This window comes from Actinomycetes bacterium (genome assembly GCA_022396035.1).
In the GTDB taxonomy this organism is placed as follows: Bacteria; Actinomycetota; Humimicrobiia; order Humimicrobiales; family Humimicrobiaceae; genus Halolacustris.
This window is the reverse complement of sequence record JAIOXO010000011.1, coordinates 20266-38325: the sequence shown is the minus strand read 5'-3', so window position 1 is coordinate 38325 and position 18060 is coordinate 20266. Positions and strand designations below refer to the sequence as shown.

Annotated in this window: 19 protein-coding genes; 2 read left to right on the top strand and 17 right to left on the bottom strand. The window is 40.6% G+C overall.

Features of this window, described 5'->3' with window-relative positions; translation table 11 throughout:
* Positions 1-6: 6 nt before the first annotated feature.
* From K9H14_05005 to K9H14_04950, 12 genes are all read right to left on the bottom strand, one after another.
* On the bottom strand, positions 7-1365 hold the full coding sequence (locus K9H14_05005; protein MCG9479553.1) for a UDP-glucose/GDP-mannose dehydrogenase family protein: 1359 nt from the start codon (positions 1363-1365) through the stop codon (positions 7-9).
* Positions 1365-2366, bottom strand: coding sequence for a dTDP-glucose 4,6-dehydratase (gene rfbB / locus K9H14_05000; GenBank protein ID MCG9479552.1), 1002 nt, complete (start codon positions 2364-2366; stop codon positions 1365-1367). Before rfbB ends, K9H14_05005 begins: the two co-directional genes overlap by 1 nt.
* A 9-nt stretch (positions 2367-2375) precedes the next feature.
* A complete protein-coding gene (locus K9H14_04995) occupies positions 2376-2831 on the bottom strand; it encodes a dTDP-4-dehydrorhamnose 3,5-epimerase family protein (GenBank protein MCG9479551.1) in 456 nt (151 codons plus the stop codon).
* Positions 2824-4032 (bottom strand): glycosyltransferase family 4 protein, encoded by a 1209-nt coding sequence (locus tag K9H14_04990; protein ID MCG9479550.1) that lies wholly within the window; start codon positions 4030-4032, stop codon positions 2824-2826. Before K9H14_04990 ends, K9H14_04995 begins: the two co-directional genes overlap by 8 nt.
* A 37-nt stretch (positions 4033-4069) precedes the next feature.
* Positions 4070-4993 carry an NAD-dependent epimerase/dehydratase family protein gene (locus K9H14_04985; protein MCG9479549.1) on the bottom strand — a complete coding sequence of 308 codons (924 nt, stop codon included), beginning with the start codon at positions 4991-4993 and terminating at the stop codon, positions 4070-4072.
* A 46-nt stretch (positions 4994-5039) separates the two neighbouring features.
* Positions 5040-5741, bottom strand: coding sequence for a glycosyltransferase family 2 protein (locus tag K9H14_04980; GenBank protein MCG9479548.1), 702 nt, complete (start codon positions 5739-5741; stop codon positions 5040-5042).
* Between the two features lie 74 nt (positions 5742-5815).
* Positions 5816-7699: a DUF4214 domain-containing protein gene (locus tag K9H14_04975; GenBank protein ID MCG9479547.1), complete on the bottom strand. Its 1884-nt coding sequence runs from the start codon at positions 7697-7699 to the stop codon at positions 5816-5818.
* Between the two features lie 99 nt (positions 7700-7798).
* Complete coding sequence (locus K9H14_04970) at positions 7799-8566, bottom strand: GerMN domain-containing protein (protein ID MCG9479546.1); 768 nt, start codon at positions 8564-8566, stop codon at positions 7799-7801.
* A 35-nt stretch (positions 8567-8601) separates the two neighbouring features.
* On the bottom strand, positions 8602-9099 hold the full coding sequence (locus K9H14_04965) for a hypothetical protein (protein ID MCG9479545.1): 498 nt from the start codon (positions 9097-9099) through the stop codon (positions 8602-8604).
* A 36-nt stretch (positions 9100-9135) separates the two neighbouring features.
* Entirely contained in the window at positions 9136-9666 is a 531-nt protein-coding gene (locus K9H14_04960; protein MCG9479544.1) for a hypothetical protein, read from the bottom strand.
* 12 nt (positions 9667-9678) lie between these two features.
* Positions 9679-10695 carry a metallophosphoesterase gene (locus K9H14_04955; GenBank protein ID MCG9479543.1) on the bottom strand — a complete coding sequence of 339 codons (1017 nt, stop codon included), beginning with the start codon at positions 10693-10695 and terminating at the stop codon, positions 9679-9681.
* A 56-nt stretch (positions 10696-10751) separates the two neighbouring features.
* Positions 10752-12275, bottom strand: coding sequence for a hypothetical protein (locus K9H14_04950; protein MCG9479542.1), 1524 nt, complete (start codon positions 12273-12275; stop codon positions 10752-10754).
* Between the two features lie 124 nt (positions 12276-12399).
* Between K9H14_04950 and K9H14_04945 the strand changes: the two genes are divergently transcribed.
* Both K9H14_04945 and K9H14_04940 read left to right on the top strand, forming a co-directional pair.
* On the top strand, positions 12400-13287 hold the full coding sequence (locus K9H14_04945; protein ID MCG9479541.1) for an NAD(P)H-binding protein: 888 nt from the start codon (positions 12400-12402) through the stop codon (positions 13285-13287).
* 5 nt (positions 13288-13292) lie between these two features.
* Positions 13293-14336 (top strand): hypothetical protein, encoded by a 1044-nt coding sequence (locus K9H14_04940; GenBank protein MCG9479540.1) that lies wholly within the window; start codon positions 13293-13295, stop codon positions 14334-14336.
* A gap of 367 nt (positions 14337-14703) precedes the next feature.
* On the opposite strand, the gene K9H14_04935 is transcribed toward K9H14_04940, so the two are convergent.
* From K9H14_04935 to K9H14_04915, 5 genes are all read right to left on the bottom strand, one after another.
* Positions 14704-15027, bottom strand: coding sequence for a type II toxin-antitoxin system RelE/ParE family toxin (locus K9H14_04935; GenBank protein MCG9479539.1), 324 nt, complete (start codon positions 15025-15027; stop codon positions 14704-14706).
* On the bottom strand, positions 15014-15283 hold the full coding sequence (locus K9H14_04930) for a type II toxin-antitoxin system Phd/YefM family antitoxin (protein MCG9479538.1): 270 nt from the start codon (positions 15281-15283) through the stop codon (positions 15014-15016). The genes K9H14_04935 and K9H14_04930 overlap by 14 nt, the downstream gene beginning before the upstream one ends.
* A 239-nt stretch (positions 15284-15522) precedes the next feature.
* Positions 15523-15729, bottom strand: coding sequence for a dodecin family protein (locus K9H14_04925; protein ID MCG9479537.1), 207 nt, complete (start codon positions 15727-15729; stop codon positions 15523-15525).
* A gap of 166 nt (positions 15730-15895) precedes the next feature.
* Positions 15896-16825 (bottom strand): DUF4214 domain-containing protein, encoded by a 930-nt coding sequence (locus K9H14_04920; GenBank protein ID MCG9479536.1) that lies wholly within the window; start codon positions 16823-16825, stop codon positions 15896-15898.
* Between the two features lie 147 nt (positions 16826-16972).
* The gene (locus K9H14_04915; protein ID MCG9479535.1) at positions 16973-18037 is read right to left on the bottom strand and encodes a DUF4214 domain-containing protein; all 1065 of its coding nucleotides are present in this window, start codon (positions 18035-18037) and stop codon (positions 16973-16975) included.
* Between the last annotated feature and the right edge of the window lie 23 nt (positions 18038-18060).

The following is an 18060-nucleotide window of genomic DNA, read 5'->3' as shown; positions in this document are numbered from 1 at the left end:
ACAACTTCACCTCCCAATACCAAAATATTTAAAACCCTGTTTCTCTAAATTTTTCCTGTCAAAAATATTCCTGCCGTCTATTATCAGGTGGTTATTCATCAGCTTCTTTACCCGATCAAAGTCTATTTGTACAAACTCGTCCCATTCAGTAGCCAGTATAAGTACATCTGCCTTCTCTAAAGCATCATATTTATCAGCGCATATTTCTATTTTCTCATTTAAAAGTACAGGCCTATCCTTCACTATAGGATCATACGCCCTAACTTTAGCTCCCAGCTTACACAAACTATTCATTATACTAATACCGGGCGCATCTCTGGTATCATCGGTATTGGGCTTAAAAGATATACCCAGAACCGACACAGTTTTACCATTAACATCCTTTAGTTCATCCTGTACCTTCTGGATAATCTTAAGCCGCTGCTCTTTATTAACATTAATTATGGAATTAAGAATCTGGGGAGTTATCCCATGCTCACCGGCAATATAAGCAAGGGCAGATACATCCTTGGGGAAACATGATCCTCCCCATCCTATGCCAGCTTTTAAAAATTGGGGTCCTATTCTTTTATCCAGCCCCATTCCCTTGGCTACATGGGTAACATCTGCTCCCACTTTTTCACATATATTGGCCATTTCATTAATAAAAGAAATTTTGGTAGCTAAAAATGAATTTGAAGCGTATTTAATCATCTCTGCACTAGTGAGGTCTGTTACCACTACTGGAACCTTCTGGCCCTCAGGAATAAGCCTCTCATCTTCCGGCCAGTCAAAGTCCTGCTCTATAAGTGGTCTGTAAAGCCCCAGCATCCTCTCTATGGCCTGTTTAGATGATGACCCTACAATTATCCTATCTGGAAAGAAAGTATCCTCTACGGCGCTTCCTTCCCTTAAAAATTCGGGATTGGACACTACCTCAAAGCTAACATTCTTATTAGTATTATTAGCCTCTATGCTCTCCGATATTATCATAGATACCCAGTCCCCTGAGCCAATAGGTACTGTACTTTTATTAACTACTATCTTCTTACCATTAATAAATTTTCCAATATCAATTGCTACCTGCTCTACATAACTTAAGTCTGCCTGGCCGTTAGGTAGCGACGGGGTACCTACTGAGATAAAAATGATGTCAGATTCAGCAACCGCTTCAGGAATACTGGTAGTAAAAAATAATCTTTCAGCCTCCAAATTCTTCTTTATCAAATTTTCCAGGCCAGGCTCATATATGGGACTTTTTCCTTTTTTTAAAGTATCAACCTTATCATCAATTTTATCTACACAAATAACGTCATTACCGATCTCAGCCAAGCATACCCCAGTGACCAAACCCACATAGCCTGTGCCAATTACACTGACCTTCACTACTTTACCTCTTCCTCTTTTTGCTTCAATACCCGCCACCAGTCTTCATTATTTAGATACCAGTTTACCGTCTTCTCCAGAGCCTCTTCAAAATTTGTCTGGGCACTCCATCCTAACTCTTTCCTTATCTTGCTGCAGTCTACTGAATACCTCCGGTCATGGCCCAGCCTATCGGTAACCGGTTCAATCATGTCTTCTGATTTTCCCAGTATCTCAATAATTTTTTTGGTAATCCATATATTGGGTTTTTCATTTCCTGCACCAATATTGTAAACTTCTCCAGTGTTACCTCTATGCAACACTATATCCAGCGCCGAACAGTTATCATCCACATAAATCCAATCCCTTACATTCATGCCGTCCCCATAAAGAGGCACCTTCTGGTTATCTATTAGATTGGTAACAAAAAGGGGAATAAGTTTTTCTGGGTACTGATAAGGACCAAAATTATTGCTGGTCCTGGTCACTACTACCGGAGTACCGTAAGTCTTGTAAAATGACCTAACTATCATTTCTGCCCCTGCCTTGGAGGCAGAATATGGACTATTGGGTTTTAAGGGATCATCTTCTTTAAAAGAACCATTAATAATAGAGCCATATACCTCGTCGGTACTTATCTGCATAAACAGTGAACATTCGTGCCTCTTTACAGCCTCTAACAATACAAAGGTACCATATACATCCGTCTGTATAAACACACCCGGGTCCTCAATAGAACGGTCAACATGGGACTCTGCAGCAAAATTTATAACTGCATCAATACCATTGTGGCCAAATATATCTTTTATCAACCCCGTATCTGCAATATCACCTTTAATAAACCGGTAATTTTCACTATCCTCAACGTCTTTTAAATTCTCCAGGTTACCTGCATAGGTAAGCTTATCTAAATTTATAATCTTATACTCCGGATATTTCCTGAGCATAAACCTTATAAAATTGCTTCCTATAAAGCCTGCTCCCCCGGTTACCAAAAGTGACTTGAAATTCCTATCCTCCAATTGTTCCTCCTATCCGTCTTTCCTGTCCCAGTCATAAGGGATTTCTTTGCTATGTGGTGCTACCCTGAATTCATCAGGCTTATCGTAATTATAAGGTTCTGTGGGTACATTAATGCAAATAGCCTCATTCTCGCTAATGCATTTAAAGCCATGAAATACATAAGTGGGAATCTGAAGCAATATAGGATTATGTTCACCCATAAAAAATTCATTTACTTCCTTGTAGGTAGGAGAATCCTCCCTGGAATCATATAGGACTACTTTCATCATTCCCCTGACCACTACAAAGTTATCAGTCTGTTTTTTGTGGTAATGCCATCCCTTAACTACCCCCGGGTAAGCCGTGGTCATATAAGTCTGGCCAAACTTTATAAACAAATCATCATCACTGCGGAGCATCTCCATCAATCTACCCCGCTCATCAGGGATAACCCTTATTTTTTTTACCTTAACCCCGTCAATCACTTTTCTCTCCCTTATCTTTGGTTAACATCTCAAATGCCTGAACCGTGTCCTTTATGCTCTCATTCCAGGAAAAAACTTCATCCACCCTCTTCTTGGCCATATCTCCCAATTGTTTAGATCTACCAGGATTATCTATAGCCCATATAATTTTATCCACAAAGTTATCTATAGAATCATTGTTTGCATATATACCGGAATCAGCCAAAAACCTTCTATTATTCTTGGAATCAAAACAGACCACCGGAAGGCCTGCCCCCATATAATTTATAACTTTGCCGCTGGCTTCGCCGGCCTTATCCATCTTTGGTTCTAAAGCTATATCACTTATGGACAGGTAATTGGGTAACTGAAAATAGTCTACCATTCCCGTAAAATGGACCTTCTCGGATATTCCCAGCTCATCTACCTGTTTTTTGGTATCCTCCACCGGGTAACCTACAATTAAAAAATGTGTTTCCGGTGATTTCTCCAGCACCTCAGGCATAGCCTCCACCAAGTTATCTATCCCTTTGGCCTTAAGCAGAGCTCCGGTAAAGATAACTACCTGCACTCCTTTAGGTATATTCAGCTCCTCCCTTAAGCCCTGGTTAGGTTCAATATCAAAGAAGTCGGTATGCACCCCATCTATTACCACTTTTACCCTGTCCTCAGGCACCCCGAACCTCTCTTTTACTATATCCCCATTAGACACTGAGCTACAAATAAAAAAATCAGGCATTCTGCATATAAACTTTTCAAAAGTATAAAAAAACCACCTAAGTGGCTTCTTTATACCTGTAAACCAATTAAATGTATCCAGCTCTGCAGTCAGGCTGCCCTGCACATCAAATACTAAAGGTATTTTGCCAAAGGTAAACAGGTATTTAATAAGGCCACCCACAAACGCACCTTCATGAAGATGCCCGTAAATGATATCCGGTTTTTCTTTTATATACACCCCTAAAGCCTTAAAAAATAACAGTAAATCAATGTAAAATTTATGCCAGGATGGTCCTGCTTCCAGTTTTTTGTACCAGGGAATATTAATAATCCTTCTTATGTCCAAGTCAGCCACATCCCTGCCATTATGATAGGTAACTATAATATTGGTATAACCATAATTAGTCAGGGCCTTCATTTCTCCCAGGATACGCATGTGGCATCCCCTCTCAGCAAAAAAGGGGGTGGGTACAATGTTTAAAACTTTCTTACCTTTGTTCATAGCAACGATTTTACATTACAAAATATATAAAGTAAATTTATGGCTTTCTTTGTTTAAACCAATTATAAGTTTTTTCCAATCCCTGTTTCAAACTTACCGTGGGCTCCCAGCCTAAAACCTGTCTAGCCTTATTATAACTTAAAACACTCCTTCTCTGTTCACCTTTTTTAGCTGGGCCGTGAACTTTCTCTACATCAGTACCAGATATTTGCTTTAAAATCTTAAAAAGGCTTAATACATCACTCTCAATACCGGTACCAATATTTAGCCCTCCCACAAAATCATTATCCAGGGCTTTAATATTTGCCTCTACCACATCCCCCACATAGACATAATCCCTGGTTTGTTTACCGTCTCCATTTACAATCGGATCTCTTCCATCCAGGATTTGTTTAGAAAATATGGCTACTACCCCTGCTTCTCCAAGAGGATCCTGGCGGGGGCCATATATGTTGCCATACCTTAAGGCAATATATTCTAATCCAAAATTCTTCCAATAGTAATAAAGGTATTTCTCAACCGCTAACTTGGCCACACCATAGGGCGACACCGGATTTAAAGAATGTTTTTCATCAGCGGGGAAATACTCCTGTTCCCCATATACCGTTCCTCCACTGGAAGCAAATATTATTTTTTTTGCTTGGCTTGCCCTGGCAGCTTCAATAATATTTAAGCTGCCGCAGATATTAATATCAGCATCCTGTCTGGGATCCTCTACCGATATCCTTACGCTTATCTGGGCAGCATCATGTATGACCACTTCCGGCTTCTCCTTAAGAAATATATCTTTTATGGAGTCATCACGGATGTCAGTATGATAAAAAACAGCATCGTGGTTAATATTCTCTTTCCTACCGGTTACAAGGTTGTCAATAATCACTACCTTATGGCCTAAACCTATTAACTTATCCACAGTATTGGAGCCAATAAAACCTGCTCCTCCGGTAATTACTATCTTCAAGGTGGTTATTTCCTTTCATCCAGGATGACATTAAGTCAAAGTTGGTCTATCTTCTCTTAAAAATACCATATTTTATAATAACATAAATTGCTCTGAATCCATCTTTCCAGTTAATTTTTTTTCCCTCTTCATAACTTCGGCCATAGTAAGATATACCCACCTCATATATTCTCCATTTCCCTCTGGCTACCTTGGCAGTTATCTCCGGCTCCAGTCCAAATCTGTTCTCAGTTATCTCTATGGAATCTACAACTTCCTTTCTAAATACCTTATAGCAGGTCTCCATATCGGTCAAATTAAGATTGGTAAACATATTGGATAAACTAGTCAGTAAGTTATTGCCCACTTGATGCCAGTACATATGAACCCGGTGAGGTCTTCCTCCCAAGAATCTTGAGCCGTACACTACATCCGCCTTATTATCCAAAATTGGCTGAAGCAGCCTGGGATATTCATTGGGCTCATATTCCAGATCAGCGTCCTGTATTATGACTATATCTCCAGTAGCATTTTTAAATCCGGCCCTGATAGCAGCGCCTTTGCCCATATTCCTGGGATTGTAGATTACTTTGTCCACTATAGGCTCAATCTTATCTTTCAATATTTTTACAGTGGCATCTGATGAGCCGTCATCAATTACCAGGATTTCTTTCTCTATTCCATCCAGGTTAACCTGTTTTACTTTATTAATTATTTGCTCCAGGGTTCTATCTTCGTTATAAACCGGTATGATAACTGAAAGTTTCAATGCTTACTTCCTTTTTTTAATCCTTTTATGAAATATTCTTATAATACAAAATAGGTAAAAATATATCCATAGCTTTAATCGAAAAGTAACCCATGCCTTTGCATCACTGCTTTAAATTCTGCCGAATCCATAATTCTTGCAGCTACCTTATCCCTACCCACTTTAGCTTCCAGCTCCGATAACCAATATTCAAGACCGCCGACATCAGGCTCCCGCTGCAGAAGGCCCATATAAATAGCTCTAACAAATTCCTTATCGGTTGCACCAGAATTACCCTCCACTAAAGCCTCCAGAACTAGATCATACATTTCATTGGGGTCAGTTAAAATCCTTCTTACCCACAGCTGCTGCTGTTCCGGATTGGGTATATCACCTCCATGCTTGTAAATATGTGCAATTAGATCCTCCAATTCATACTGCCTGAAATCATAAAACTTTATTTCAGCATTAGGCTGGTTTAAATAAACTATATCTTCCCGTAAAAAATCAAAAGACCATCTGGAGGCCAGTGTCTGAATACTGTAGCTATCTAATTTTTGTCCGTAATCCTCCAGCCCCTGAAGCGGGCCTATGGTCCACACCCTCTCATGGCCTAAAATCTCTCCCTTCAGTTGTTGGAGATCCTTTTTCTTGCTACCTTCCATATTGGTAAAATCAAAATTTTCTCCGGTATAGAAGTAAAACTGGGGCGGATAATAAGTATCCTGGTCAATATATACATATATCTTGTCTTCTTCTTTTCTGTTCTCTAAATAATAATTAATAACTGATTTTAACTCCACTTTGTAAGTAGGCTCCACCAGATGATACGCCTTGGGTATGGAGGGCAGGAAAAATAATACAACTAAAAAAATTATAGCCAGACTTTTACGGGCTTTTTTTACCCACCCATAAGTTAAATATATTCCATATGCGCATACCAACAGTACCAGAGGAACCAGGTATAGTACAAGACGGTCTCCAAAAGGAATAACCCCTGCAGCCGAAGCAATTAAGGCCAACAGAATTACTCCCCACCCATATACACTCACATGAATTTTTTTGTGTTTGATCAGAAATATAGTACCCAAGAGAAAAAAAGCTATAAACACATAAGCGTAGATATCAATAATTACCGGAAACCTGCCAGTTAGTATGGTATCTGTATTGGTAATATAAATGAAAAAATCCTTAATGGTTTTAGGCAACCAAAACAGATCCTGTATATTAGTAGGAGGAAAGGGCATGAATCCTCCCCTCCAGTAATCATGTAGAGGCTCAAAAGAAAAATTAGGATTACCCAGGTAAACCAAAACATATTCAGCCAGAATATTTAATCCCCATAGGACTGTACTCGCCGCAAAAAAGATTAATCCTCTTTTTTCTCTTTGTTTAATAAGCCATGTCAGTGAAACTGCGGCAAACAGCATAACTATAATAATGGCGCTAAAAGAAAACCATATGGCGACCAGCCCTACTATAGTTATTACTATCCAATTTCTTAGGTCAAAGCCATTCTCTTTTATCAGCAGAAAGAAATACAAGAATAATAATGAAAAAAATACATCGGCAGAATAATGTTTAAATTCATTAGCATAATAAATTAGACGGTATGAAGTAATAAAAAGAAGCATGGATATGGCCGCTGGCAAGGGTTTAAATAATCTCTTGGAGATAAGAAAAAACAAATAAAGGGAGCCCAACCCAAAAAGTAACGGGGTTATTCTCAAAGAGTAATCAGATATTCCAAATAATAAAGTAAAAAATTTAGAGAGAAACAAGAATAATAAGGGTGCGGTCTGATTATAATCTAATGGCCTGGCCAGGTCCATAAAAGACCGGTCCATATTCAAAGCCAGCATAGCTTCATCTACCCACAGGGACCTGCCTCCTATATATTCCCGCAATATAATAGCAATGCCTAAAAATAACAGAATATAAGCAAATAGGTATTTTCTTTCTAATTTAAGCCTTGCCAATTTAATAGCCTTTAATAAGTCTAAACCTATATATTAAAACTCCTAATGTATGTCCCAGGCTTTCCTAGCTATAAAAAGAAATATTTACTCCCCAAACACCTACTCCTCCACCGCTATAAGCTCCTCTTTCCTTATAGCCGGCAAACTTAAATCAACATTGCCGTACACCTTGATCCTGGTGCCCTCAATATTAAAAATAACGCCTTCAATTCCCGGTATCTCGGTCAAGGTATTAACTATAGAATAAATCACCATCTCATCCAGCATCCGGTTATCCAAGCTGTTATCCAAAAACTCCTGGGAAAGATTAACCTTGGCCAGATTTTCATTCACCTCGGTATCAATAAGATTGGTCCCTCCGGGTATAACCGGAAATAGATATGACTTGCTGGGCCCTTTTAAAAGCTCCTTGGTAGCATTAATTAACGCCGACTCCCTGGTTCCGGCCACAATGGTTCTCTCCTCCGGCTCCAGCAGCATCTCCTGGCCCAGGGAGGCAAAATAGAAGTTAATGGTCAACCTGGCAGAAAGCTCTTCCTGCCCTTCATCCCCATAGCTACCCCGGTTAAAAAAATTGCCAATTTTGTCCCAGAGACTCACTTCCTCCTCCACCGGTTCTTGGGTCTCTGCCTGCTGCACCTGTGGCTGTTCCTGGACCTCTTCAACCTCTACAGCCATAGTCTCGGCAGCCCCAATCTCCTGCTCACCACTTCCGGAAAATTTGGACTTAAAATTGGAAAGTAAATCTGGATTATCAATAGCGTAGAAAATAAAGAAACCAATAGCAAAGAAAACCACCATAAAAAAAGTAAACCTTGCTACCGAGGAAAAGCAGCCCCTTCTCTTTGGTCTTTTTTTTGCTGTCATATAAAGATATTAGCTACTGAAACCAAATATGACAACTACCTTAGGAAATTAAGGTAATAATTTCTGACCCTTACAAAAAGATCCGGATTCTTCTTCTGTAAAATAGAAAACAGCCGGTCATCTATAAGCTTGCCGCTATTGGCAGATTTGGCAAAAGCCTCCAGAAAAAATTCTATAGCTTCCCGGTCCTGTTTATCCACTGACTCTATAAGAGAAGAAAAATCCTTCTTCTTCTCTTCCAGCCTGTGCTTATGCTGCTCTATCTCCTTGTAATCCCTGCTGTCCAGACAAGCCCCACACCAGTCCAGGCAGCTTTTCTCAGGATCTTTGAACACCAGCTTGCCATCCACATAATCAGCTACCTGCTCGTCCATCCTGTACACCCGGGCATGGCACTGGGGGCAGCTAACCTTTCTCTCATCAGCAAAAAACTCAATCTGGTGCCCACACTGAGGACAGCTAACTATAGAAGTATTAAAATCTTTTAAATACCCTGTATTCTGGCCAGGGCAGCCAGTTTTAAATTTAGCCATATTACAATAATATAACCATATAACCTGAGTTACAAATTACTGTAAACCAGCCAGTGATTTAAGGGTATCCAGAGCATCAATAGCCGGTTGGTACTTGGGGTAGATCTCTAAAGCCATTTCCAGTTCCTCTATCGCTTCCTCAAACCTCTTCTCATACTGCAGTTTCATAGCATTGCCATGATGGGTCCTGGCAGTATCCACAATCTGCCGGGTTTCTTCAAATTTGGCCTCCAGATCAGCTAACAGCTCTTCCTTTCCCTCCATATCCTCATCTTCGACTGCCAGCACCGCATTACGGTAAGCCTTATTGGCCTCGCTATACAAACCCTGGGCATAAAGGTCATCTGCTTCATCAATTAAATCCTGTATTTCCTGGGGTACAGGATCAGATTCAGCTACCTCTTCTGCCTCAGCCAACTCTTCTTCGGCTTCCTCAATTTCTGCCTCCGTCTCCCCTACGGCCTCCACCTCTTCAGTTACTGTCTCCGAAACTTCCCTGCTGCATCCAAGACCAAACACCAATAAAATAATTAAAACCAATACTAAAAACCTAAATGCAAACCTCACTTAAATTCCTTTCTACTTCTTGTACAATCTTATGATACTGGCCTCAGGCGGGCAAAAAAATCTGAACTGTGAATACCTGCCCTCGCTAAGACCCCTGGATACATAAAGCACAAATTCCTTAAAATAAAACAGCCCGGAAGCAAACTTATGGCTGAGCTTGCAGCCGGTAAGTAATGCTCCCACCCCAGGCAGCCTTACCTGTCCCCCATGGGTATGGCCGCTAAACACAATATCTGCACCCTGCTCTGCCAGATCCACCAGGGTCTCACTGTCCGGAGTATGCACCAAACACAGCAGCAGCTTGGCTTTTTCTTCCAAAAGGTGGAATTTCTTATCGCTTAACTTAAATACCTCCGGGTACTTTTCCTGGTAGTATCTATCCTTCTCAACCTTGGCAACAGGAATATTATTAGACTGTCCAAAAGCAGCCTCCAAATCTTTTCGTAAAATAATGGGGTCATCAATACCCGCTACCCTGATTCCCCGGATGTCTTCATCCGGGCTGTCAATCTCCGCTACCTGGTTTTGCAGCACCTTAATCCCAATGCCATCCAGTTCCTTTATCAACCTCTCAATGTCATTCCTGCGATGGTAGGTTCTCTTTCGCTTAAACATGTTCTTTAGGAACTCTGAAACCTTCTTATCATAATAATCATGCACCCCCAGAACCGCAAATTTACCGTACCTTGCTTTCAATGGTTTCAGCATTTCTATAAGGTGGGAAATATTTTTATCCTGCTCCACCAGGTCTCCGGTTATAAACAAAAGATCCACTTCCAGGCTGGTCAGGCTTTGCACAAACTCAAACATCCTCCTGCCTTTAAGATTCTTTCTGAGATGAAAATCAGATAAATGGAGTATGGACAGGTAAGGCTTGCCTTTCCTGTCCCTGCTTTTTTTGCCTATCTGCCTTAAGAAAATATCCACCTGGCTCAGCTTGAAATTGGTGGTTTCAAACCTAAAGGCATACAGGTATAAGGCCACCGCTGCCGCAATAATCAATATAGCTATTAAAAGGTAAACTAGCACTTATACAATTAATATGTCTTATAAAATAAATACACATATTACCACAAATAAATCCTTTATCCCAACCTTTTTGAATTAGGTAAATTGGATAAAATCCAGAGATAGGCAAGAGGGAATATGTGAAGAAGATATCTCTCCACCGAACCGGCAAAATCAGGTATAAGGGCAATGGAAAAAAATACAGTAATCAACCCTAAGAATAAAAATATAAAAGGTACCCAGTTGGCCCTGACAAACAGCCTCTTTACATTTACCCAGAACAGCACCAATAGCACCGCCCAGGCCGGCCCGTAACCCGAACCCAGAAAAGCCCGGGTAGAGTCATAGGCTGAAAACAGCACTTGACCGGTCATCACCCTGGCTGCCTCTGCCAAGTTTAAGGTACTGCTTCCTCCAATAGCCTGCTGCCATTCAATAGAAAGCACCGGCAGCCCCAGCCCGTACTTAAGTAACCAGAAAGGCGCAACCAGCGCCGCTGACAATAAAACCGCATACAAGAAATTTAGGACAGCACGGCCTTTATGCTTTAGCCTAATAACATCTATAAAGGTAAAAATTACACTTACCAATAAAAAAACCGCCATAAACAAAGCGCCCTCGCTCCTGATATTGGCCAGCAGCGCAAAGAATACAGCTGAAAGAAGCAGGTAACTGCCTATCTTTTTCTTAACCCGGTACAGGTATAGAAAATAAACCGCCAGCACCAGCACTACCGAAAACAGCAGATTGGTATACTCTATGTAACCATGGTCAGCAATAACCGGAAGCACCGAAAAAACAAATACCAGCAGCATGGATAGCAGCTGGTTAAGCTTCTTTCTAAAGAAGTGATACAGCACAAACAGACCCGAAAGATAAAACAGGGGAAATATAATCTTTACCAGATTCTCATCCACCCTGCCTATCCAGGTATAGATCCAGCACTGCAGCAAAGACAGATAAAGGGGATAGCTGTTATGGGAAAAATCATAGCCATGCTGGGTATAATAAGTAAAGATATCACTATCTATAAAAAAAGCCTTGGCCTTCAGCGACCAGCAGGCTATAGCATCCCAGAACCGGATGGGAAACAGGAAAGTAAAGAATACCACTATGATAAAACTGCCCAGAGTAAGCAGGGCCAGGATCATAAACAATACTGTACCCAGACTGAGCCGGCCCAAACTGAGAGAAAACCTGGACCTTCTGGACCCTGTTACCACCTTCCCCTTTTTAATCTTCAGGTTATCCTCCAGGGTAACCGATCCCTTTATCATCCTCTTCAGCCTCAGCTTCTCCCTATAATTAAACCTCTTGCTAAAATACAGGTAAAACGAGAGACAGGAAAAGAATATGGTAAACATCAGCATATATTCAAACCTTAACTCCAGGCCAAAAAGTGACAGGGCTATCATAAATATGGTTACCAAAAAACTTCCTATATAGAAACACAGGAACGCTATAAAGAACTTTCCGGAAAGATTTTTGTACTCCAGGTCCAGAATCTTCTTTCTAAGCAGGAAAAAATAGACCGGCACATAACCTATCAGTACCAGAGAGGCAATAGACATAAAATATTTTATATACAGCAGCAAATCCATAAAAAATTAGTTGTTTCTGTTTATAATATAATAAACCAAGAGATTATATAACAAAAAAATTGACCTTTATTTTTATAGTATTAATATTAATTACATAAATAAATTTTACCAGGAGTTTGGTCACATGATTGTACTTATAGGAGCAACCAGTTTTATAGGGCCAACAGTTTTAAAAAAACTGCTGGAAAAAGATTATGAGGTAAAGTGCTTTGTCAAGTCAGGCACAGACATATCTTCACTGCAACAGACAGCCAGCGCCCTTAAAAAAGAAATCACCCTGGCCCGGGGAAACCTGAACAGCGCAGACACCATATTCTCTTGTGCAAAGAAAGCAGAAGCCATAGTGTACCTCACCGATCTAAAAAACAGTTACTATGTTAAAAATACCCTGAGTTCCGCAGCCAGAGCAGGAGTAAAAAGGATTGTATTTTTAGGCTCTACTACCGTTCTGGTACCACAGGAAACTAAAATAAAGCAGGATAAGATTGCCTCAGAGAAAATGATAGAAAAAAGCGGTCTGGATTACACCATCTTAAGGGCATCCATGATTTATGGTTCAGAAAATGATACCAATTTTTCCAAAATGATTAAGTACATAAAAGATAAAGGTTATTTCTACCTGTTTGGCAAAGGAGATAACCTTATACAGCCGGTATACATAGAAGATGTAGCCACTGCCATAGCGGAGGTAATAGCCAATGAAAAAACCTATAACAAGACCTATGAACTGGCAGGAAAAGAACCCATAAAATATTCCCAGATGCTGGATATAGTAAAAGAGAAGATGGGCCTGGATTTCAAAATAAGGAAAGTGCCTATGGGGCTGGCCAGCTTTATAGTATCCATATATTCCAAGATGAGCAAGAATCCCCATCTTACCCCGGACCAGATACAGAGGTTAAAATATGATAAAACTTACTCCTACAGCCAGGCACAACAGGATTTTGGCTTTTCGCCATTAAGCTTTGAACAGGGAATAGAAAAACTGGTAAATAGGCTAAAGCTCCAGTAATTTATATGAGGACAACCAAAAAAAACATATACATATCAGCAGCAGTACTGCTGGCAGTTCTGCTGCTGCCATTTATATTCCCTACCTTTTACGGGACCCTGGGAAACTCCAATAATACAGTTATAGACCTTGCTAAGCCCATAGATACCAACCCCAGGCAGTTCATTGCGGCTAAACTGAAATCCATTAACAGTCAAAACACCCAGTTTCCCCGGGGGACTGCGGTACTGTCCTGGGAACAGGACAGCCCCCTGGCAGTAGAAAAATTTGATATCTACATAGACAACCTAACCCATACCTATTACATTCCTGTTGGTGAGAATCCATACTGGAGATCTGCAGGTAAAATAATTCAGGTAGACTTGAGCTTACCCCAGGTACAGGGAATAGAATTTGAAGTAGAAAGCCTAAAACTAAACCAGAGAAGACTGCCTGCGCTTGACAGTTACCTTAACAGCTATTTTAAGCAGACATTCTCCCTGGATCATATTAACCGGTTCCTGATCCCTTCCTACCTTATACTGGGCCTGGGAGCTCTGCTATCTATCATATACTATGCTGCTTTTAGGCCCAGCCCCCGGTTTAACCCGGTGGTTGTAGTATCTCTGACTATCCTGGTTCTATTTGCCCTTAATTTTTTAACCGCCCAGATATATACAGCTAAAAGTTACTGGCTTTCATATAAGAGCAATATCCAGCAAAAAGACCTATCCTCTACCTATCAGGGGTTCTATGATTTTGAGAAATTTATAGCCTGGGTAGGCCGGAGCCTTCCCCAGGAACAGAATCTATCAGTGCTGGTTAAGGGCCAGCCGGTATACATAATGTCTGAAATGGCCTACAACCTCTATCCCCGGGATATCAGGTTTATAGACATATCGGAAAAGAGCAACAGCCAGGTACTGGAAGAAATAGATACCGTCAGCAGGGACGGCTATAACCATGTTGTAATACTCTCCGAACAGGACCTGCCCCAATCATCCAAGTTAAGCCTAGTGGATAGCTACAGGGAAGATGCCGGATATATCTATTTGTTCAGTGCCGAATAGTCTAGGAAAAATTTATTCATTTTATATGGTGGTGGCAGAACTTAACTCAGAATGATTTTTTGAGAAAATATACCTGATTCACAAATACAGGAAATAAATTTAATCTTTGAACATCGACAGACAACTTTTAGACCCCACCGGTAAAACCTCATGCTATTTTGCGATTTTGGTAAAGAATGATTAAAATATTTCTCAAGAGTGCTAAAAATAACATTAATGTGAAATGAAATATCCAGATCTAAGACATAAATTAAAAGATTATGGGATTTTTTCTATCAGAGATGTAGAGAAAGCCACTGATAGACAATTTCACCGAAGGAGATTAAATGATTAGCAGTATGAAATTAAATCTTATAATTTGCTATAATCACATTTTCTTCATATCTTCTTTTAGCAGATGAGGATAATTCCTTGCACAATGTAAAATGCGATAAATTATGACCTTGCCATCAATAAAACGGTAGAATACTATATAAGGATTAATAATAATCATTTTAAAATTGAACTTTTTCATTGATCGGTCAATAAGAGGTACTCCGGATTGTGGGAAATCTTCAAGTCTACGTAGAGAATTCATAATATTATCAAGAGTATCATTTGCTGCCTGCAGACTATCTGGCATAATATAATCAAATATCTCATCCAGGTCTCCATATGCAGCTGGAAGTAATTCTACATTATACTTTTTCATTGATTTTATCCCTTAAAAGCTTATGGGCTTTATCAAGCGGAATTGTAGCCTCTCCAGAAAGACGCTGCTGTTCTGCAAACAAGAGTTTTTCACGCAAATCAAGCATTGCTTCTCTGCGCTCAAATGCTTCTATACTCATTACAACAACATCTCCTTCACCATTTCTTGTAATATATACCGGCTCCTGTCTTTCATGGGCAAGCTTTGCTATCGCGTTATAGTCATTACGTAGTGTTGTGGATGATTTTATAATCATTTTATATCCTCCAATCATATTTTTCTACCATTATTATATGATTATTATATCAGAATATAAATAGGTTTAAAAAAATAATTTTGGAGACTTTCGGTTAAGCAAGTTATTCTCTGTAATTTTATAAACTCAAACAAATCAATGGCTAAAATTTCTATTTAATTAATCATGGAAACAAAGCAGAATAAAAAACCATAACCAGCAAAAAGATCTATTTCCCCAGCATAAAGACACACTGCTTATTAATCATCCAATACAAAACTAACCTTAAGCAGTACCCTGTACTCGGTAATCTGACCCTGCTCATCTACCCTTACTTCAAAATCCTTTACCCATGCAGATTTTACATGCCTGAGGGTTTTGGTAGAACGTACAATTCCCTGCTGTACAGCATCCTCAAAACTCTTATCCGAAGATGCTTTAAGTTCAGTAACCTTTACCAATGTCATTTCAATCCCCTTCTCTTATTTAATAAGCATTGTTATAAGTATATTTTACCCCTACCACTACATATTTTAAATTAAATATTTACCTTTTCCGGGGAAAATAGAATGTAAAATAGATTAAACTTACAGAAAGGATTTAAAAAGAAAGGTCCCTGATAACCAAAACTGCCTAAGCAGCCACATCGTTTTCATTCCACCACCAGGTGGAAGAATCATATATGCTATCTATAGCTCTCCTGATATAATCAATATACCATGAACGAGCACCTATGCCATAACAGGTCTCCAGTTCCTGGCTTAAGGCCAACTTTTCAAAGTCGGCAATACTCATAGAATCAGCCAGATCCCTATTGGCCATATGGTTTAACTCATGGGAAAGAGTAGCCGTTATTATACTCAGCCGGTCCGGGCCAAAACTTTCAAAAGAGCCCAGGTCAATATAGATCACCATACGGTCAATATCTGCCATGGCAGATGCAGAGTAACCCGACAGGTCTCTTTCTACTATCCTTGAAACTAAAGACAGCTGGTTATAAGCTTGGGGATGGCCGCCCTTCAGCAATTCCACTACCTGGCCCAGGGTAAAGCTAAATGAATCAGAACCCCATATATTTAACTGTGGCTCTTCTGTCTCTCCTGCTGCAGCATAACCTCCAGTCCCGGGCTGGATGCCATATTTCTCACACAGCCGGGCAAATTCAACCGACCCAACAAACCCATCCAGCACAAAACTTCTGCTTCTGCCCCGCTGAAGCTGGCCCAGCCATCCGGCATAGCCTCCAGGATCGGGAGGACGGTTAAAGAAAGCCCTATACATAACTTGCAAAAACTGCTTATTGGAAGTGTTTTTAGCCTGGAACTCTTCAGAGAATATAAATCTCCGGGCCACATCGGCCCCGCTCAGTCTTCCGCTTTCCAGATAGCTTACCCAGTTTTCTAAACCTGCCTGGTCCGGCTGCCGGTCCAGGCACAGGTTATAGAAGCGGGTTACAAATTCTTCCACACCGCTATCTTGGGCAAAAACCAGGGAAGGCAAAGAGAAGAAAATAAGAAACGCCACTACCACTATGGAGACTATTTTTATCTTTATTGTATGCATACAATTATAATATTTTTATTTTAATAAATTATAGCAGTAAACAGGCACTTTTGCTAAACCGCTAAATTTATATTACAGACAGCGTTACTTTCCGGAAAGCCACAACCACCCTTAAAGATCTAGATATACCGCGCTTTATACTTATGCCTATTTTACCAGTACCGAAGCCAGGTTACCGAACACAGTATTGGCCACCACAGCAGAGCCGGTAGAAGAATAATGGCACCAATCTATAAGATTAGCAGAAATATTTGCATTCAGCGGCCCGTGCACATCTATAAGCCTTACTCCCCTCTCGGAAGCAATCTCATGCACCTTGCTAACATAGCTCATATAATCGGACTTGGTGGGAAATTCATTGACCTTAATGGGGCCAAAATTCTGCAAAAATACAATAGCCCCGGTAGCTTTGGCCTTATCCGTCAACTTGCTCAGATATCTATCATAATTAGTCAGTCCATTGCCGGCATCATTAGTGCCGTAAGCTATAACTATGATATCCGGATTATGAACAGCCACCGTAGAATCAAAACGGCCATAGCCGCCGGCAGCAGTTTCCCCATTCTGGGCACTGGCAATTATATTGAAATTGGCTCCGGGATAATTCTGCCTCAGCAGCTGGGCTAACCTGGGAACCCAGTCAGACTTAACAATTAAAGAATCCCCCATGCATACCACCGTAATATTACCGGTAGCACTTATGGTAGCCGGGGTTGCGGCAGCACCACTGCTGCCCCCGCTATCACGGTCATCCCTGTCGCCGCCGCCAATAGAGCCAGGCCTTATGCCATACTGTGCACAAAGAGCTTCAAACTCTACCGAATTTACAAAACCTGCCAGTACAAATCTCCTGCTCTGGCCCCGCTGAAGCTGGCCCAGCCATCCGGCATAACCTTCAGGATCGGGGGGACGGTTAAAGAAGGCCCTATACATAACTTGCAAAAACTGCTCATTGGAAGTGTTTTTAGCCTGGAACTCTTCAGAAAATATGAACCGTTCGGCCACATCGGCGCCGGCCAGATAACCTGACTGCAGATGGCCTACCCAGTTAGCCAGGCCTGCCGGATCAGGCCCCCGGTCCAGGCACTGCTTATAGAACCTGGTAACAAAAGCTTCCACTCCCGAATCAGCAAACACCATGGAGGGAATAGACAATGAGATTATCATAATAACTGAGAAAATAACCGCAAAAACTTTCATCCTCTTAGACATAGACCTTCTCCTCTATAAAAAAG

What these genes read in the sequence shown, in the direction of transcription:
- K9H14_04990 (MCG9479550.1), bottom strand. Translation starts at nt 4,032, where the DNA reads ATGAACAAAGGTAAGAAAGTTTTAAACATTGTACCCACCCCCTTTTTT.
- K9H14_04970 (MCG9479546.1), bottom strand. Translation starts at nt 8,566, where the DNA reads ATGACAGCAAAAAAAAGACCAAAGAGAAGGGGCTGCTTTTCCTCGGTA.
- K9H14_04965 (MCG9479545.1), bottom strand. Translation starts at nt 9,099, where the DNA reads ATGGCTAAATTTAAAACTGGCTGCCCTGGCCAGAATACAGGGTATTTA.
- K9H14_04950 (MCG9479542.1), bottom strand. Translation starts at nt 12,275, where the DNA reads ATGGATTTGCTGCTGTATATAAAATATTTTATGTCTATTGCCTCTCTG.
- K9H14_04945 (MCG9479541.1), top strand. Translation starts at nt 12,400, where the DNA reads ATGATTGTACTTATAGGAGCAACCAGTTTTATAGGGCCAACAGTTTTA.
- K9H14_04940 (MCG9479540.1), top strand. Translation starts at nt 13,293, where the DNA reads ATGAGGACAACCAAAAAAAACATATACATATCAGCAGCAGTACTGCTG.
- K9H14_04935 (MCG9479539.1), bottom strand. Translation starts at nt 15,027, where the DNA reads ATGAAAAAGTATAATGTAGAATTACTTCCAGCTGCATATGGAGACCTG.
- K9H14_04930 (MCG9479538.1), bottom strand. Translation starts at nt 15,283, where the DNA reads ATGATTATAAAATCATCCACAACACTACGTAATGACTATAACGCGATA.
- K9H14_04925 (MCG9479537.1), bottom strand. Translation starts at nt 15,729, where the DNA reads ATGACATTGGTAAAGGTTACTGAACTTAAAGCATCTTCGGATAAGAGT.
- K9H14_04920 (MCG9479536.1), bottom strand. Translation starts at nt 16,825, where the DNA reads ATGCATACAATAAAGATAAAAATAGTCTCCATAGTGGTAGTGGCGTTT.
- K9H14_04915 (MCG9479535.1), bottom strand. Translation starts at nt 18,037, where the DNA reads ATGTCTAAGAGGATGAAAGTTTTTGCGGTTATTTTCTCAGTTATTATG.